The sequence below is a fragment of the Ruegeria sp. L11 genome, assembly GCF_056531755.1.
The window spans coordinates 20,628-36,192 of the sequence record NZ_JBQFMI010000004.1; the positions used below are offsets into that span (position 1 = coordinate 20,628).

Annotated in this window: 16 protein-coding genes; 8 read left to right on the forward strand and 8 right to left on the reverse strand. The window is 58.6% G+C overall.

Translation table 11 applies throughout. From position 1 onward, the window contains the following. Window positions 1-228: 228 nt before the first annotated feature. From ACR0CE_RS09965 to ACR0CE_RS09980, 4 genes are read right to left on the reverse strand one after another with little or no spacing between them, the layout of a single operon-like run. Window positions 229-1,026, reverse strand: coding sequence for an ABC transporter permease (locus tag ACR0CE_RS09965; RefSeq protein WP_480538898.1), 798 nt, complete (start codon window positions 1,024-1,026; stop codon window positions 229-231). Next, on the reverse strand, window positions 1,023-1,775 hold the full coding sequence (locus ACR0CE_RS09970; protein ID WP_480475310.1) for an ABC transporter permease: 753 nt from the start codon (window positions 1,773-1,775) through the stop codon (window positions 1,023-1,025). The genes ACR0CE_RS09965 and ACR0CE_RS09970 overlap by 4 nt, the downstream gene beginning before the upstream one ends. Window positions 1,776-1,784: 9 nt before the next feature. Next, window positions 1,785-2,549 (reverse strand): transporter substrate-binding domain-containing protein, encoded by a 765-nt coding sequence (locus ACR0CE_RS09975; protein WP_480475308.1) that lies wholly within the window; start codon window positions 2,547-2,549, stop codon window positions 1,785-1,787. Window positions 2,550-2,593: 44 nt separating this feature from the next. Beyond that, a complete protein-coding gene (locus ACR0CE_RS09980; RefSeq protein WP_480483321.1) occupies window positions 2,594-3,391 on the reverse strand; it encodes an ABC transporter ATP-binding protein in 798 nt (265 codons plus the stop codon). A 77-nt stretch (window positions 3,392-3,468) separates the two neighbouring features. Here ACR0CE_RS09980 and ACR0CE_RS09985 point away from each other — a divergent pair, with 77 nt between their 5' ends. The 5 genes from ACR0CE_RS09985 (at window position 3,469) to ACR0CE_RS10005 (ending at window position 8,917) form a co-directional block, all read left to right on the forward strand. Beyond that, complete coding sequence (locus ACR0CE_RS09985; protein WP_480832187.1) at window positions 3,469-4,125, forward strand: TetR/AcrR family transcriptional regulator; 657 nt, start codon at window positions 3,469-3,471, stop codon at window positions 4,123-4,125. Continuing rightward, window positions 4,122-5,306 (forward strand): pyridoxal phosphate-dependent aminotransferase, encoded by a 1,185-nt coding sequence (locus ACR0CE_RS09990; protein WP_480832189.1) that lies wholly within the window; start codon window positions 4,122-4,124, stop codon window positions 5,304-5,306. Before ACR0CE_RS09985 ends, ACR0CE_RS09990 begins: the two co-directional genes overlap by 4 nt. Continuing rightward, window positions 5,303-6,907, forward strand: coding sequence for a 5-guanidino-2-oxopentanoate decarboxylase (locus tag ACR0CE_RS09995; protein ID WP_480773272.1), 1,605 nt, complete (start codon window positions 5,303-5,305; stop codon window positions 6,905-6,907). The genes ACR0CE_RS09990 and ACR0CE_RS09995 overlap by 4 nt, the downstream gene beginning before the upstream one ends. A gap of 3 nt (window positions 6,908-6,910) precedes the next feature. Continuing rightward, window positions 6,911-7,693, forward strand: coding sequence for a dimethylarginine dimethylaminohydrolase family protein (locus ACR0CE_RS10000; protein WP_480773273.1), 783 nt, complete (start codon window positions 6,911-6,913; stop codon window positions 7,691-7,693). 225 nt (window positions 7,694-7,918) lie between these two features. Continuing rightward, the gene (locus tag ACR0CE_RS10005; RefSeq protein ID WP_480832191.1) at window positions 7,919-8,917 is read left to right on the forward strand and encodes a LacI family DNA-binding transcriptional regulator; all 999 of its coding nucleotides are present in this window, start codon (window positions 7,919-7,921) and stop codon (window positions 8,915-8,917) included. Here ACR0CE_RS10005 and ACR0CE_RS10010 read toward each other — a convergent pair whose 3' ends face one another. Together ACR0CE_RS10010 and ACR0CE_RS10015 are read right to left on the reverse strand one after the other, a co-directional pair. Then, window positions 8,918-10,051 carry a Gfo/Idh/MocA family protein gene (locus ACR0CE_RS10010; RefSeq protein WP_480773275.1) on the reverse strand — a complete coding sequence of 378 codons (1,134 nt, stop codon included), beginning with the start codon at window positions 10,049-10,051 and terminating at the stop codon, window positions 8,918-8,920. It abuts the gene before it with no gap. Between the two features lie 37 nt (window positions 10,052-10,088). Further along, the gene (locus tag ACR0CE_RS10015) at window positions 10,089-11,192 is read right to left on the reverse strand and encodes a Gfo/Idh/MocA family protein (protein ID WP_480538911.1); all 1,104 of its coding nucleotides are present in this window, start codon (window positions 11,190-11,192) and stop codon (window positions 10,089-10,091) included. A gap of 124 nt (window positions 11,193-11,316) precedes the next feature. On the opposite strand from ACR0CE_RS10015, the gene iolC reads away from it, so the two are divergent. From iolC to ACR0CE_RS10030, 3 genes are read left to right on the forward strand one after another with little or no spacing between them, the layout of a single operon-like run. Continuing rightward, window positions 11,317-12,285, forward strand: a complete 969-nt coding sequence (iolC, locus tag ACR0CE_RS10020; protein WP_480483371.1) for a 5-dehydro-2-deoxygluconokinase — start codon at window positions 11,317-11,319, stop codon at window positions 12,283-12,285. Window positions 12,286-12,294: 9 nt separating this feature from the next. After that, window positions 12,295-13,131, forward strand: coding sequence for a 5-deoxy-glucuronate isomerase (locus ACR0CE_RS10025; protein ID WP_480483307.1), 837 nt, complete (start codon window positions 12,295-12,297; stop codon window positions 13,129-13,131). Then, entirely contained in the window at window positions 13,128-13,967 is an 840-nt protein-coding gene (locus tag ACR0CE_RS10030; RefSeq protein WP_480483305.1) for a class II fructose-bisphosphate aldolase, read from the forward strand. The genes ACR0CE_RS10025 and ACR0CE_RS10030 overlap by 4 nt, the downstream gene beginning before the upstream one ends. Window positions 13,968-13,982: 15 nt before the next feature. Here the strand turns inward: ACR0CE_RS10030 and ACR0CE_RS10035 are convergent, their stop codons facing one another. Beyond that, complete coding sequence (locus ACR0CE_RS10035) at window positions 13,983-14,741, reverse strand: SDR family NAD(P)-dependent oxidoreductase (RefSeq protein WP_480483303.1); 759 nt, start codon at window positions 14,739-14,741, stop codon at window positions 13,983-13,985. Further along, the gene (iolB, locus tag ACR0CE_RS10040) at window positions 14,738-15,544 is read right to left on the reverse strand and encodes a 5-deoxy-glucuronate isomerase (protein WP_480832194.1); all 807 of its coding nucleotides are present in this window, start codon (window positions 15,542-15,544) and stop codon (window positions 14,738-14,740) included. Before iolB ends, ACR0CE_RS10035 begins: the two co-directional genes overlap by 4 nt. Window positions 15,545-15,565 lie beyond the last annotated feature (21 nt).

Sequence of the window (15,565 nt, forward strand, 5' to 3'; positions counted from 1 at the left end):
CCTCTCACCTATGGCCGCGCTGGCACTCATGCCCTCTTGTCGTGCAGCTACCCTAGATGCTGTATCATTAGAGCGTTGAACTTGCGGGCCGCGACCGAACCAAATTTCCTGATCCCGTTTCAAACACCTGTTTTACGCTTAAGCCTGCAATCTGGGTCGCTGGGAACAATTCATCAAATAACCGCCTCGGAATTCGCGGGGCAAGTTTCTTTCGACTACTGGCCGAAACTATCCGACAAGCCCATTGCGGCGTCCGGTTCCCAGAACCTTCACCTCGAGCCAGTGGAACACCAATGCAATTACGCCCGCTACGAGAATGTAGAATACAGCCAACAGGATAAGCGGTTCGTAGACGATAAACGTATCGGCACGCACACGGGACGACACGGCATAGATATCAACCACGGTTATTGTGGCGACCAGCGGTGTTGCCTTTAGTTGCAGGATAGTTTCACCGCCCAAAGTCGGCAGAACATTGCGGATTGCCTGCGGTAACCAGATGCGGCGAAACATCGTCAGCCTTGGCATACCAAACGCCTTGGCCGCCTCCAGCTGTCCTTTGGCAACGCCCTTGAAGGCTCCGCGCATGACCTCGCCTTCATAACCCGCATAAGAAAGTGTCAACGCCAGCACCGCATAGGGCCAAGCCTGACGCAGGTACGGCCAAAGTTCAGATGATCGTATCCATGGAAACTGCGGAAACAGAGAGCCGAGGCCATAATACAGCAACCAAAGCTGCAAAAGCAGCGGTGTGCCGCGAATGATGGTACAGAACGCCTTTGCGGGTGCCGCAAGATACCATGGCCCAACGGCCTGCGCTAATCCAAGCGGTACAGCCAGTAAAAATCCAAGAACGATCGTGACAACCAGCAACCAAAGCGTGGTCCAGATACCCTTCAATGCAAGCGGCGCATAATTGGGTATCCAGTCCCACCGCAATGTCATCGCGCACCAAACCGCGATCCCGGCAAAGATCAGCATCATCACGATACGATGAGGTTGCATCAGAGATCTGAGGTCGATCATCTGCTGCCTCCGTTCAGAGCGGGTTGGCCGCGACGGGCCCATTTCTCAATCCGCGCAAAGATCCCACCCGAAAACAGCGTAACCATCAGATAAAGGAAGCCCGCCGCCAGGAAAAAGGTGAAGTAGGCCCGCGTGCTGCTGGCCGCCTGGCGCGTTTCCAGCGTCAGCTCGTTAAAGCCGACAACGGCCAGCAATGCGGTGTCTTTGGTTGCAATCAGCCACAAGTTGGCCAGACCCGGTACCGCAAAGCTCATCATGGCGGGGATTGTGACGCGCCGCATGGTCATGAAGGCCGGCATCCCGTAGGATTTCGCCGCTTCGATCTGACCGGGCGGAACCGCCTGAATGGCACCGCGCAGAATCTCGGTCGCATACGCGCCCTGAACGACGCCCAGCACCCAAATGCCTGCGGCAACGCCGTTGATCTCGACGCGGCCACCACCCATGGCAGCAGATATCTTGTTGATAATGTCGGATCCCACGTAATACAGGATCAGGATCAGGACCAGTTCCGGCACGGCGCGGATCACGGTCGTATAAATGGCAAGAAGGTCGCGCGTGACCTTCCCGCCGTAAAGTTTGCCATACGCTCCGAACAATCCGATCACGAGGCCCAGCGCATATGCGCCAAAAGCGATCTGCAAGGAGTGAGACAATCCGCGTAGCAGATTGGCCCCCCACCCCGGCGGCGAGAGCGACAGAAGCTCTGCGCTCTGCGCCAAACCAAGTGATTCCAGAAATCCGGTCACGGCAACGGCTTAGTAGATGCTGGTCGAGAAATAGTTCGACGTGATCTTCTCATGCGTGCCATCGGCAAGAATTGCCGCGATGCCCTTGTTCAACGCCGCAAGCAGGTCATCCTGCCCTTTACGAACGCCCGCACCGACACCACGCCCCAAAATGGCGGGATCGTCCTTCACGGCACCTTTGATTTCGCAGCAAGCACCGGCATCCGAATTCACAAAATCGGCCATCGCAATGCTGTCAGCTTGTGTGGCGTCGATCCGACCGGCAAACAGGTCCTGATTGGCCTCATCCTGAGTTTGATAGACGCGCAGTTCGGAATCCTTGAAGTATTCCTGCGCATAGGCTTGGTGGATCGTCGAAGCCTGAATGCCAATAACTTTACCCGCCAGCGATTCCGGGGTTGCTTCGATATCCATCGATTTATCGGCAACGATAACCGCAGGTGTGTTGTAGTAAGGATCGCTGAAATCAATGGTTTTCAACCGTTCCTCGGTGATCGACATCGAGGCCATGATGGCGTCGATCTGCTGTCCGGTCAGCGATGGGATGATGCCGTCCCAGGCCACTGGCGTGATAACACAGTCAAGTTCGGCAGCGGCGCAAACTGCATTGATGACATCGATCTCCCAACCAACCCAGTTGCCTGAACTGTCCAGCGACGCGAAGGGCGGATAAGGCTCGGCCGCGATGCCGATCTTGACCTCTTCTGCACTGGCAACACCAGCCGAAAGGACAGCGGCGGCAAGACCGGACGCGAGCAGTTTTTTGACGTTCATTTTGTTACTCCCTTTAGGTTTATTTTGTTGTTTTTTGTAGTGGATCAGGCGACCGAGCTGAGGAACTGCTTCAATCGTTCTGATTTTGGATTTCCGAAGACCTCGGCAGGTGGACCCTGCTCTTCAATGCGGCCCTCGAAAAGATAGACGACATGGTTCGCGACTTCGCGCGCAAACTTCATTTCATGGGTCACAAGCAGCATGGTGCGCCCTTCCGCTGCAAGATCCCGGATCACGGTCAGAACCTCGCCGACAAGCTCTGGGTCAAGCGCTGAAGTTGGCTCATCGAAAAGCATCACCGAAGGATCCACCGCAAGCGCGCGTGCGATGGCGGCGCGCTGTTGCTGACCGCCTGAAAGATAGGCCGGATAGGTGTCGGCCTTGTCACCAAGCCCCACCCTTTTCAGCAGGTCATGCGCCCGCGCGACAGCTTCGGCCTTTGGTACCTTAAGGACATGTACCGGTACCTCGATCACGTTTTCCAGAAGCGTTCGATGTGTCCACAGGTTGAACTGCTGGAAAACCATCGCAAGCCGCGTACGGATACGTTCTATCTGGCGGCGGTTCGAGGGGCTGCCGTCGGCATGCATTTCAACCAGCTCACCGCCGATGGTGATCTTTCCCGAGCTTGGTGTTTCCAGAAAGTTGATACAGCGCAGCATGGTGGATTTGCCCGAGCCTGAACCCCCAATGATGGCAACGACATCGCCCTTGTTCGCTGTCAGCGAGACACCTTTCAAAACCTCCAGCGTGCCGAAAGACTTGTGCAGGTCCTCAACCCTTATCGCCTCTTCAGACGTGGTTGCTTCGCGTGCGGGTGTTGCTGCTTTGGCTGTGTCCATATCCAAGAATCTTCTGATTTCAGCTTGCAGTAAGCCTCGAATCTCGCAATTATGCAAGTGTATAATAATTCCGTACCATGGATGGCCCGGACGTGCAGGACGACAGCCGTAAATTTACACGTGAATCTGCCGAGTTTCGGCGCGAGGCGCTGATCCTGGCGACTTTGGACCTGATTGCCGAGATGGGCGTTCGGGGTGCCACTGTGCGTCAGATCTCGGCCCGTGCGAACGTGACCCAAGGGCTGATCCGGCACTATTTCTCATCCAAGGAGGAACTGGTTCAGGCCGCGTACGAACATCACATGAATACGCTGACCGATCAGACAGCTGCGTCGTCAGGGAAAGGCAGCGCAGTATCTCAGTTGACCAACTTCGTTGATGCGTCGCTGCGACCGCCAATCGTTGATCCAAGCGCTGTGGCCTTGTGGGCCGGCTTCCTGAACAAGGTGCAGCGAGATCCGAAAATGCAACGCATTCACCAGCAAACCTATAACTATTTCCGGGATCACCTTGAAAAGCTGATCGTCGCCGCATTGCAAGAAACCGGGCGTCCCGTCACCGCGTCGCAAGCGGCGCAACTGGCCATTGCCTGTAACGCGGTTATCGACGGTCTTTGGCTGGAAGGCGGTGCGCTTCCAGATGCGTTTTCCGAAGGTCAATTGGCGCAGATCGGATTGGATTCAGTCAGTGCTATCGTCGGTATCTCATTGATCAAAGAGGTGGAACAACCATGAAGACCACATCTGTGACAGAACGGTTAGCGGGCTTGGGTGGCGCCAAATGGGGCGTACATCTGAAAGCGCGCGACCTTATTAAGGCCGGAGCGGACATCGTCGAAATGACGATAGGTGAACCGGACGTGCCGGTGCCGGACGCGCTGGTCGAAGCCACCGTAACCTCACTACGGGCCCAGCGAACGGGCTACTCCAATGGCCGTGGCGAAGCTGGCTTGCTTGACGCGCTTTCCGCCCGTTACTCGGCTTCCCGCGGACGCGTTTTCGGGCCCGAGAATTTTCTGTGCTTTCCCGGAACGCAGACCGCATTGTTCGCTGCCATGGCCGGCGTTGCCGAGGCCGGTGACGAAGTTCTGGTCGGTGATCCGATGTATGCAACCTACGAAGGGGTCGTGCGTGCTTCTGGGGCGGAAATGGTGCCCGTACCGCTGCGCCCGGAACACGGGTTTCGCATGCAGGCCAAAGATATCGCCGTACGCGTAACACCGCGCAGCCGCGCCATTCTTCTGACCACGCCACACAACCCAACGGGCGCGATCCTGACCGCCGAGGAGCTAGCCGAGATCGGACAGCTCGCGATTGCGCATGATTTGTGGATTATCTCGGACGAGGTCTATGAAGAACTGATCTTTGACGGGGCCAGATTTGTGTCGCCGCTGGCAGACCCGGAACTGGCGGATCGTGTCATAGGCGTATCATCCATCTCGAAATCACATGCCGCGCCGGGGTTCCGCAGTGGCTGGTGTGTCGGGCCAGCCGCGTTTTGCGAAGCGCTACTGCCCTATTCCGAGACCATGCTTTTCGGCAATCAGCCCTTTATCGCCGATATGACTGAAAAGGCGATCCGCGACGGGTCCGAGGTTGCCTCCGGCATGGCCGCCCGTTTTTCGGCGCGCGCCACGCTTTTGGCTGATCGCCTCGAAGCAGAAACGGATCTGACCGTTCACCGGCCTCAGGCGGGAATGTTCGCCATGATCAACGTCTCCGCCACCGGGTTGGACGGCGAAGCCTATGCCTGGGACCTGTTGCAGACCGGGGTGGCTGTCATGCCGGGTTCCGCCTTTGGGGACAGCTTGAAAGACTGGGTGCGAGTGGCCCTGACGATCAGTGACGCCAACTTTGCCACTGCGGTCTCTCGCATCATCGACCACGCCAACAGAAAATCACGCGAGGTTGCATGAGTGAAATGACCGTGGGCGAAGCATTGGTTGCAAGGCTTCGCCAAAAGGATGTGACCTGCGTGTTCGGAATTCCGGGCGTTCATACGGTCGAGCTTTACCGCGGGCTTGCAGGCTCGGGCATTCGTCACGTTACACCCAGACACGAACAGGGTGCAGGGTTTATGGCCGACGGCTATGCGCGCGTGTCAGGCAAACCGGGTGTGGCCTTTGTGATCACCGGGCCTGGATTGACCAATACATTGACGCCGATGGCGCAGGCCCGCGCGGATTCAATACCGATGCTGGTGGTGTCCGGTGTCAACAAAACCGCATCTCTTGGCAGGGGTTTAGGGCATCTGCATGAATTGCCAGACCAGTTGGGACTGGCCAGGACCGTTGCGTTGCTGTCCGAACAAGTTTCCGCCACCAACGCTCTGGACCCGGTCTTGGACCGCGTGTTCCACACCCTCGCCAACGGTCGATCCGGACCGGTGCATATCGAAGTTCCGTTGGATATCGCAGCGGCTGATTATCAGGAAACACAGGTCGAACCGCTTGTCTCAGCCTCTCCGATTGACCCGGCTTTGATTACACAAGCCGCACAGCAACTGGCCAAAGCGAAGAACGTTGTCATTCTGGCGGGCGGCGGCGCAAAACGTTCCGAGGCTGGATTGCAGGCCCTGGCCGAAGCTCTCGATGCGCCCGTGGTGCAAACGGTCAACGCGCGCGGCCTGATGCACAGGCATCCGCTGACTGTTCCGGCAAGCCCCAGCCTGAACGCCGTACGCGGCTTGATAGAAAGCGCCGATTGCGTCCTTGCACTGGGAACCGAGCTGGGCCCAACCGACTATGATATGTATGCCACCGGCCAAATTGCCAAAATGTCAGGGTTGATACGGGTTGATCAATGTGGCGGGCAACTGGCGCGACATGAGGCAGCGCTCATCATTCAAGGTGACGTCAACTTGGCTGTATCAGCGCTGGTTGACGCCTTGCCGCACAAGCCAAAGCAAAGCGATGGCGCGGAACGTGCAGGCAAAACACGTGACGCCGCCTGGGCGGAAATTGGTCCAGACTATCGCAAACAGGTGGAAATCCTCAACGCAATGCGTTCTGCGGTCCCGAACACCCTGATGGTCGGAGACTCCACGCAACCAATCTATGCCGGCAATCTTTTCTACGATCACGACCGGGCCGGAGGCTGGTTTAACGCGGCAACCGGGTACGGCGCGCTGGGCTATGGAATCCCCGCAGCCATCGGCGCTTCGGTCGCCGATCCCACGGCACGTGTAATATGCATCGCGGGCGATGGGGGCGCGCAGTTTTCTCTGCCTGAAATTATGGCCGCGGTCGACGAAGACCTGCCGGTCACCTTCGTGATCTGGAACAATCACGGATACCAGGAAATTGCCACGTCAATGCAGGATGCGGGCGTGACAGTCATAGGATGTGATCCCTCGCCCCCCGATTTTTCAGCGACGGCCAAGTCATACGGTATTCCATTCGCTTCGGTTCCAGCTGAACCGCAGGCTGTCGCGCAGGCATTGCGCCAAACTGCCGCCCAGAACGGGCCGGTAATGATCGAAGTCACCGCTCCGAAATTCGCAGCTCAGAAAGATTGAAACATGTCAGACCCAACCTTTGAGTTTTCCCGCGCCATCACCCGCCGTCCGGCTCCGACTATTGCAGGCGGGTTGCGTGCAGAAGATATCGGAAACCCGGATTTCGACGGGATGACAGCGGCGCATAAGGCATATGTGGCAGCACTGAAAAGCACCGGAGCAGAGGTGATCGAACTGGATCCCCTGAACGCGTTTCCCGACGCGCAATTTGTCGAGGATACAGCCCTTTGCCTGCCGCAAGGTGCGATATTGATGCGGCCCGGCGCACCTTCGCGGATGGGTGAAGTGGCTGAAATGGCGCCGACCCTTCGCGACTGCTACGACACGGTTCTGGAAATTCAGGGACCCGGCCATGTCGAGGGTGGAGATATCCTTGTTACCGGTCGAGAAATTCTGGTGGGCCGGTCAGACCGGACTGACGCGGAAGGTGTCGCCGAGCTGGCGAAAATCACCTCGGAGTGGGGGCACAAACTGCGCGAAGTTTTCACGCCCGAGGGCGTCCTACACTTCAAGACAGATTGTTCGCTGATGGACGCCGAGACAATACTGTCGACCCGACGGCTGGATGCATCGGGCTGTTTTGAGGGCTACCGGGTGCTGCATGTTGCGGACGGAGAGGAAGCTGCCGCCAATGCGATCCGCTTCAACAATCTGGTGCTGATGGCCGCTGGCTTCCCACGCACCGCTGAGATGTTGGATCGCGAAGGGTATGAGGTCGTAGAAATCGACAACACCGACTGCGCAAAGCTGGACGGAGGAATGTCCTGCCTTTCGTTAAGGTTCTAAGGGCGTAACCGGTAGCGTTCGATCCTTGGTGTTTCTTGCGAAACCCGTCGCCTGTACCGGTCTTTCCTTTCCCGCCATTCGCTCATAAACATAGGTGGCCGCCGATGATCTCGTCCGCCGAGTGCGACCTGCAACCGGTTGCAAGACTTTTGCGATGGTGCATAATGAATCTCTGATGCAAAACACCTTGATATCTCTGACCATCAACGACCGGAGCCGCACTGCGTGAGCGTGACCCTGAAAGACGTCGCAGCCTTGGCTGGTGTATCGCGATCTGCGGTGTCGCGCACCTTTACCGAAGGCGCCTCGGTCTCTGCAAAAACACGCAGCAAAGTTGAAAAGGCCGCGCGCGAGCTTGGCTACAGTCCTAATGCCCTCGCCTCGTCCCTGACCACCGGGCGCACAAAACTGATCGGGTTGATTTCGAACAACTTTCACAACCCGATTTTTCTTGAGGTTTTCGATCAGTTCACCCGCGCCTTGCAGGAACGCGGGCTGCGCCCTTTGATCGTGAACCTGACGGACGAGACCGAGCCCGCAAACTCGGTCCGCATGCTGCGCCAGTATTCGGTTGATGCCGCCATCGTTGCCTCTTCGACGCTGCCACCCAGCTTTGCCAAGGCGTTTCACGATGCGGGCGTACCGGTGGTGCATACATTTGGCCGATCGGCCACCTCGCCCGAAGTGCATGTGGTCGGGATCGACAACGTCGAATGCGGGCGCATGGCCGCGCGAGAGCTTTTGGCGCGCGGATACAGGCGTGTCGGCTATCTGGGCGGGCCTGAAGATGCAACCTCGGCGCTCGACCGGTATCGCGGGTTCATGGAGGAGTTGGCAGATCATCCCGATATCGAAGTAAGCCATTGTTTCGCAGGGGCTTATTCCTTCGAGGCCGGCCGCGCCGAAATGTTGCGCCTGTTGGCCAACATCCCGTCCGAGGCGTATTTCTGCGGCGATGACATCCTGTCTGTAGGCGCATTGTCCGCACTGGCTGATCACGGGCTGAAACCCGGTCAGGACATTGGAATTATCGGACTGAACGACATGGAAATGTCGCGCTGGGAAAGCGTTGACCTGACAACGATCCACCAGCCGATCAAGCAGATCATCACCTCATCCGTCGATCTGGTTGTCGAGATGCTGAAAGAGCCTCAGCGCTATCCCGAGGCCCGCATTTTCCCCTGCCGGGTGATCGAACGGGGCACATTGCGGCCCCGCCCCTGATCAGCGAAACATCGGCGGCCGCGCGTCCTTCCATACGCCATCGGCCTTGCCCGATGCAACAGCCGCGTGAACGGCCGCAATGGACCGCAGCCCATCTGCCGCACCGGGCAGACCGTCGCGTCTTTCACCGCGGATCGCATCCGCCAGATCGCAATAGATGTTGGCGACCGCCAGCGGGAACCCCTCGGGGTGCGCTATGGCGACACGCGACAGGCGTTGCACCTCGTCGTGCAAACCGCCCTCACCCTTTTCGATGATCTGAGTACGCCCCCCGACCGGAGTATAGATCAACTGGTTGGGCTGTTCGGATGCCCAGCGCAGCCCACCGGTTTCGCCAAAGACCTGAATGTCAAAGCCATGCTGCCGCCCGATCGCCACTGATGATGTCCACAGGCGCCCAACCGTGCCGCCCTCCATCCGGAAATTGATCATTGCATCATCTTCCAACTCACGGCTGGCGATGGTCGAAGCCATGTCGGCAGACAGGGTTTTCACCTGATCGTCACAGATGAAACTGGCCATGTGCAACGCATGGATGCCGCAATCGGCAAACTGCCCCGAAACACCGGCCATCGCTGGGTCATAGCGCCAGCGCACGCGCGGATTATCCGCATCTGTGGCGTCGCCATGATGACCGTGGCTGAAATTGGTCACCACCAGACGCACCTTGCCGATATCGCCTGCGCGCACCATTGCACGGGCCTGACGCACCATCGGATAGGCAGAGTAACAGTAGTTCACCGCACAGATCCTGCCCGAGGCTTCGGCCACGCGCACAATCTCTTCGCCCTCTTCCACCGTCATGGTCATCGGCTTTTCACACAACACGTTAAAACCTGCCTCAAGATAGGCCTTGGTAATCTCAAAATGGGTCGAGTTGGGCGTCGCGATGGTTACCAGATCAACCCGATCCTCGCGGTCTTTTTCGCCCGCCAGCATCTCTTGCCAGTCACCATAGGCACGATCGGCAGCAACACCCAATCGCTGCGCGTATTCGCGGCCCACCTCGGGTCGGTGATCCAGCGCGCCAGCTGCAAATTCGAACAACCCGTCCGCCTGCGCCCCAAGGCGGTGTGCAGGACCAATCTGGCTGCCTTCACCACCCCCGATCATGCCCCATCTCAACTTAGCCATGGTCATTGTCTCTCATTGGAATTGTCACGTAGAGCGATCAGAAATCGCTGATGTCCTGCCACTGCCGCTGATCGGACGAGGCCAGCGCAGCGGCCAGCACGCGGTTGACCTCATGCCCGTCGCGGAACGTGGGCCAGATCGCCTCGCCGGTGTGGATGGCCTGTAGAAAGTCCTTGGCCTCGATGATGATCTGGTCCTGATAGCCGGTTCCATGACCCGGACCCTGACAGAAGGGCTCATAATCCGGGTGCGCGGGGCCGGTCAGGATCTTGGTGAACCCGCGCGCGGCTTCGGGCCCTTCGCGCTTGTACAGCCACAGCGCGTTCTGGTCCTCCTGATCGAACCGGAGCGCGCCTTTTGTGCCCGAAATTTCATAGGCATAGCCCATTTTCCGACCCGTCGCGACGCGGCTGAAATACAGGTTTCCCATAACCCCGTTTTCAAACCGACACATCATCTGGGCATGGTCGTCATTTGTTACCTCACCACCGGGGCGGGTTTTGTGAACGGTCTCAACATCTGCCATCACCTGCGCAATGGGCCCGATCAGTGCCAATGCGCCGTTGACCATATGCGGGGCAAGATCGCCGATTGTGCCATTGGCCCTACCGGTTGTGCGCCAGGTGGCCGGGGCCTGCGGATCTGCATAGAAATCCTCGGTATGCTCGCCCCGGAACCACGTGATGTCACCAATCGCGCCATCGGCAATCAACTGGCGGGCATATTGGCTGGCGGGTGTGCGGATATAGTTGAATCCCACCATGTTCACCGCTCCCGAAGCCTCAGCCGCGGCAACCATCGCCCGACTGTCTTCAAGCGATGCGCCCAATGGTTTCTCGCACAAGACCGGTTTGCCCAAGGCAAAAGCCGCTTCGGCGATCTGACGATGTGTTGACTGAGGCGAGGCGATCACGATTGCCTCGACCCTGGGGTCTTCAACCAACATGCGCCAGTCATCGGTTGCCCGCTGAAATCCATAGGCCGCCCGGTAGCGTTCGGCACTGTCCGGGCTCGACGCGCAGATGACCTCAAGCCGGGGGCGCAACGCCGTGTTGAACACCGCACCGACGGCCGACATGGCAACGGAATGGGCCTTGCCCATATAACCGCCCCCCACGATTCCCACTCCGATTTCAGGCATCTGCCATGGCCTCGCACATTGTGTTTGCAACCGGTTGCAAAATCAGTATCGTGTGAATCGATTCAACGCAAGGTCCAAACTTTGCCCACCCCACTTTGCCGGAGGACATGACGTGAGCGCTTTGATGGAGGGTATCAAAGGAAACAGCTTTGCCGTTCTGGGGCGTGCGGGTATGGACCTTTACGCAGACCCGATCGGTGTCAAAAGCGAAGAGGCCGATACGTTCCATGCCGATCTTGGCGGCTCGTCCGCGAATATCTGCGCCGGTCTGGTCAAGCTGGGCAGTCAGGCATCCTTGATCACCTCCGTCTCGGACGATGCAATTGGTCGGTTCTGCCTCAACCGGTTGCAACATTACGGGGTGGATACCTCTTATATCCGCGTGTTGGGGGGTGAGTATCGCACCTCTCTGGCCCTGTATGAAAGCCGGACCGATAACTTTCAGAATGTCATCTACCGCAACGGTGCGGTCGATTTTCAGGTTACTGACGCGGATGTCGACAAGGTTGATTATTCATCCTTCTCGGCCCTGATCTCGGCTGGTACCGTCTTTGCGTCGGAACCCTCGCGCAGCGCCACGTTCCAAGGGTTTGAAAACGCGCGCAAAGCTGGCCTTCCGATCATTTTCGATGTTGATTACCGCCCCTACAGCTGGCCATCGCCAGAAATTGCCGCTGACGTTCTGTCCCGTGCGGGCGAAGCCTGTGACCTGATTGTCGGCAATGATGAAGAGTTCGGCTTCATGGCCGGCGGCATGGAAAAGGGCTTTGCCAAGGCACAGGACCTCGCCAGGAAACCGGGCCGGGTTGTCATTTACAAGATGGGCGAAAAAGGCGCCGTGACGCTGGCGGATGGGCAGGAAATCAGAACCGGGATCTACCCAGTGGACGCCATCAAGCCAGTCGGGGCTGGTGACAGTTTCATGGCAGGGCTTCTGGCTTCGATCGCGGCGGGGCACTCGCTGAAAGACTCGGTGATGCGCGGTTCCGCCTGCGCATCCATTGTCGTTTCCAAACCCGGCTGCGCCCCCGCCATGCCGACGACCCCCGAACTGAACGCGTTCCTCGCCTCTCACCCCGGCCCGACCACATAGGAGTATCCCATGCATATCGCGCCCTATGACAATCAGAACAAGCCCATCGTTGACGCCGGTGATCCGTCCGTTCCGCTGAACTATTTCAACATCGTCAAACTGAAAAAAGGCGAGGCGTTCGAATACCAGGTGCCGGGCTACGAGACCTGCATCGTCCCTGCAACCGGCAGCGTCGATGTGGATGTCGAAGGCGTTTCCTTCCCCAGTCTGGGCAACCGGGGCGAAGATGTCTGGGATGGCGAGCCCGAGGGCATCTATGTGCCCGTCGGCGCAAAGGTACAGGTGGTCTGCGTTTCTGACGCGACCGAGGTGTTCATTGCCGGTGCGAAATACGACAAGGTGCTGGACCCGTTCGATGTGCGCGAACACGACCTTGTGCAATATGGCAGCGACGACACCAAAACCCACCGCAAGATCAAACACATCCTTGGCCAAAAGCAACACGACAAGGTCGGCCGCCTGCTGGTGAGTGAGCTGTTCACCGTCGGTCAGGGCGGCTGGTCGGGCTTCCCCAGCCACAAGCATGACACCAACCGCCTGCCGGACGAGACCCGCCACGATGAGACCTATAATTTCCGGTTCAAGCCCAACTGGGGCTCGGGCCTTCAGATGTTGCAGCGCGAAGATAACCAGCCGGGTGACGCCTATCACATCGTGGATGGATCGACCGTTTGCATCGACAAGGGCTATCACCCCTGCTGCGTTTTGCCGGGGTACGAGATGTATTATTTCACCATCCTCGGCGGCCTGACCCAGCGTTCTCTGGTGCAGTATTTCCAGCCCACACATGCCTATCAGATCGAGACCATTCCTGGCATCAAAGACATGATTGCGAAATTCAAATGACCCTCGTCACACTGAAAGACGTCCTGCAACCCGCTTATGAACAGGGCTATGCCGTAGGCGGGCTGGTCACACTCGGCTGGGAAGACATGCGCGCCTATGTAGCCGCGGCCGAGGCCGAGAATGCGCCCGTGATCCTGCAAGCCGGACCCAGCTGCCGCGAGCACACGCCACTGCCGATCCTGGGCAAGATGTTCCGGTATCTGGCCGAAAACGCCTCGGTGCCCGTCGTGGCGCATCTGGACCACGGCTATACCTTCGAGGACTGCAAGATCGCGCTGGACAGCGGGTTCACCTCGCTGATGTTCGACGGATCGCGCAAACCCCTGCGGCAAAACATCGATGAAACCGCCGCAATTGCCGAGATGGCCCATGCGGCAGGGATTTCCTGCGAGGGCGAGATTGGTTTTGTCGGGTACTCGGGCGGTGAAGGATCGAACGGCACCGACCCGGCAGAAGCGGCCCAGTTCGCACGTGAAAGCGGTGTGGATGCGATGGCGATATCGGTCGGCAACGTCCATCTGCAACAAAACAAGGAAGGCGGTCTGGACGAAGCCCGTATTGCCGAGATCGACGCCATGACCACAGTACCTCTGGTCATTCATGGCGGGTCGGGCGTGCCGATAGATCAGCGCGTGAAGCTGTCCCGCGAAACCTCGATCTGCAAGTTCAACATCGGGACCGAGCTGCGTATGGCGTTCGGAAATGCCATGCGTGAGGCCGTCAATCGTGACCCGGATCGGTTTGATCGCGTCACGATCCTGAAAGAAACCCACGATCCGGTCGAAGCCGCCGCGCGCATGGTCATCCGTGCCTTTGGCGCACCACCGCAACGTTAACGCGCGCTTTCGCCTTCAGATCGAGCCGCCCTCGACCATGAAGTTGCCCGCGCTGCACATGGCGGCGTCGTCCGAGGCCAGAAACAGAACCATGCGCGCGACATAGACAGGCTCTATCGGATCGGGCAGGCATTGACGGTCCACCTGTTTGGCCAGCGCCTCGGGCGTGACCCACAGGTCTTTCTGGCGCTCGGTCATGATCCAGCCCGGCACCACCGTGTTCACACGAATGCGGTGATCGCCCAATTCGCGCGCCATGGTGCGGGTCAGGCCATGCACCGCCGATTTGGCGGTGGCATAGGCCGGAAAACCTGCCCCGGCCTCCCACCAGGAATTCGATCCTATGTTGACGATCGAACCTGCGCCCTTGGCGATCATACCCGGGGCCACAGCCTGAATGGCAAAGAACATATGGCGGATATTGGTCGCCATCCGCTCATCCCAATAGTCCGGCGTCACCTCGCGCCAGTCGTGGCGGTCATCCTGGGCGGCGTTGTTGACCAGCACATCCGCCTCGCCCAGCTCCTCGACCAGTTGCTCCAGCGCAGCCCGCGTCCCTTCGATATCGCGCAGGTCACATTGCGCAAAGGCGTGTTCACCGTCCAAGTCCGCCAGCAGAGCATGGCCCGCATCCGCATTGATATCCAGAAACCCGACCTTCGCCCCTTGCGCGGCAAAGGCGCGAACGGTTTCCGCACCAATTCCCCCGGCCCCGCCGGTGATGATAACCGTTTTGCCCGCAAGGCTAGGGTAATTGGCGAAGTCTTGGCTCATCCGTCACGCTCCATGATCCATTCGACCTCGGGGGCCAGGGCAAACCGCCATTTGCGCAGCGGGCCCGCCATGACGTTCAGATAATACATCTCAAACCCATAGGGCGCGCCGCAAGGGTGATGGCCACGCGGAACGATCACAACATCGCCATCGGAGACAGCCATCGTCTCATCCAACTGGCCATCATCGGTATAAACCCGCTGAATTCCGAACCCGTTGGCCGGGTTGAGGCGGTGGTAATACGTCTCTTCCAGATAGGTGATGCGGGGAAAATCGTCCTCATCATGTCGATGACTGGGGTAAGAGGACCAGTGCCCATTGGGCGTAAAGACCTCAGTCACCAGCAGACTGTCGGCATAATCCTCGTTCTCCATCGCGATATTGTTGATATACCGCGTATTCACACCCTTGCCGCGTTCGGTCAGCGTGATGCCATCCGGCCCGATCCGGCGCGCTTTGTGGCCGCCCTTACCCGGGGCCGAGCACACCGCCACAACGCAGTCGGTTTCCGCCACAGCCTCCCACTCGGTTCCGTTGGGCAGATACAGGCTATGCGGCGGTGTCTTTTCGAACACGTTCATCCGACCGCCCAATACGCCCCAGTCCTGCCCGGCCCCGGTGATCCGCGCCTTGCCTTCGACCATCACCAGAATGACTTCGCGGTCTCCTGTCGCCTCGGCCGCCCTGTCGCCTGCTTGCAGATGATACAGCCCAAAACCCACATATCGCCATCCGGCACTGTCCGGGGTGATGTCATGTACCTTGCCACGGGTTCCAATAGGCTTCTTCAGCAGGTCTGCCATTCTTGTTCTCCTTATTGGGCG

Bases quoted from the DNA above. Each gene is read 5' to 3' on its own strand.
- ACR0CE_RS09985 (WP_480832187.1), top strand. From the start codon at position 3,469: ATGGATGGCCCGGACGTGCAGGACGACAGCCGTAAATTTACACGTGAA.
- ACR0CE_RS09980 (WP_480483321.1), bottom strand. From the start codon at position 3,391: ATGGACACAGCCAAAGCAGCAACACCCGCACGCGAAGCAACCACGTCT.
- ACR0CE_RS10025 (WP_480483307.1), top strand. From the start codon at position 12,295: ATGCATATCGCGCCCTATGACAATCAGAACAAGCCCATCGTTGACGCC.
- ACR0CE_RS10015 (WP_480538911.1), bottom strand. From the start codon at position 11,192: ATGCCTGAAATCGGAGTGGGAATCGTGGGGGGCGGTTATATGGGCAAG.
- ACR0CE_RS09995 (WP_480773272.1), top strand. From the start codon at position 5,303: ATGAGTGAAATGACCGTGGGCGAAGCATTGGTTGCAAGGCTTCGCCAA.
- ACR0CE_RS10035 (WP_480483303.1), bottom strand. From the start codon at position 14,741: ATGAGCCAAGACTTCGCCAATTACCCTAGCCTTGCGGGCAAAACGGTT.
- ACR0CE_RS10000 (WP_480773273.1), top strand. From the start codon at position 6,911: ATGTCAGACCCAACCTTTGAGTTTTCCCGCGCCATCACCCGCCGTCCG.
- ACR0CE_RS10030 (WP_480483305.1), top strand. From the start codon at position 13,128: ATGACCCTCGTCACACTGAAAGACGTCCTGCAACCCGCTTATGAACAG.
- ACR0CE_RS09975 (WP_480475308.1), bottom strand. From the start codon at position 2,549: ATGAACGTCAAAAAACTGCTCGCGTCCGGTCTTGCCGCCGCTGTCCTT.
- iolC (WP_480483371.1), top strand. From the start codon at position 11,317: ATGGAGGGTATCAAAGGAAACAGCTTTGCCGTTCTGGGGCGTGCGGGT.
- ACR0CE_RS09990 (WP_480832189.1), top strand. From the start codon at position 4,122: ATGAAGACCACATCTGTGACAGAACGGTTAGCGGGCTTGGGTGGCGCC.
- ACR0CE_RS10010 (WP_480773275.1), bottom strand. From the start codon at position 10,051: ATGGCTAAGTTGAGATGGGGCATGATCGGGGGTGGTGAAGGCAGCCAG.
- iolB (WP_480832194.1), bottom strand. From the start codon at position 15,544: ATGGCAGACCTGCTGAAGAAGCCTATTGGAACCCGTGGCAAGGTACAT.
- ACR0CE_RS09965 (WP_480538898.1), bottom strand. From the start codon at position 1,026: ATGATCGACCTCAGATCTCTGATGCAACCTCATCGTATCGTGATGATG.